Genomic DNA, 510 nt, shown 5'->3' with positions numbered 1-510 from the left:
AGAGTATCTGGAAAAAGCACGTGCCTGGACCAATATGTCTGATAAGGCCTATTTAGATAGCACAGCCCCCTAAGATAAGGTCTGCACGTTAATACTATGCAAGTAATTCTAGCCCTGGATACTCTGTTTAAAAGCATTGCGCGTTTATGCGGAGTACTCTCGGCTAGCGCCATGCTCTTACTACTCATCAACGTTTTCTACGATGTGGTCATGCGCTATGGCTTTAATGATGTATCGATCGGTATGCAGGAACTGGAGTGGCATCTCTTCTCTTGCGTGTTTCTACTAGGTATTCCCTATGCGATTCAAGAAAATGCCCATGTCCGCGTGGATATTTTCTATGATCACTGGCAAGACCAGACCAAGGCCTGGATTAACCTCTTAGGTACGCTCATTCTTATCCTTCCCTTCATTATACTTGTGACTCACTTTAGCCTTGGTTTTGCTTATGAGTCTTATCAAATGGGTGAAGGCAGTGGTGACCCGGGCGGCCTACCTCATCGCTGGTTA

At 45.7% G+C, this 510-nt stretch carries 1 protein-coding gene; it reads left to right on the top strand.

Annotation, left to right across the window (positions count from 1 at the left end; translation table 11 throughout):
* Positions 1 to 96 precede the first annotated feature (96 nt).
* The coding region (locus A3766_RS09200; protein ID WP_068642122.1) for a TRAP transporter small permease subunit at positions 97 to 510 on the top strand (414 nt) is incomplete at its 3' end.

Source organism: Oleiphilus sp. HI0132 (assembly GCF_001635845.1).
This window is presented reverse-complemented; position numbering and strand designations above follow the sequence as displayed.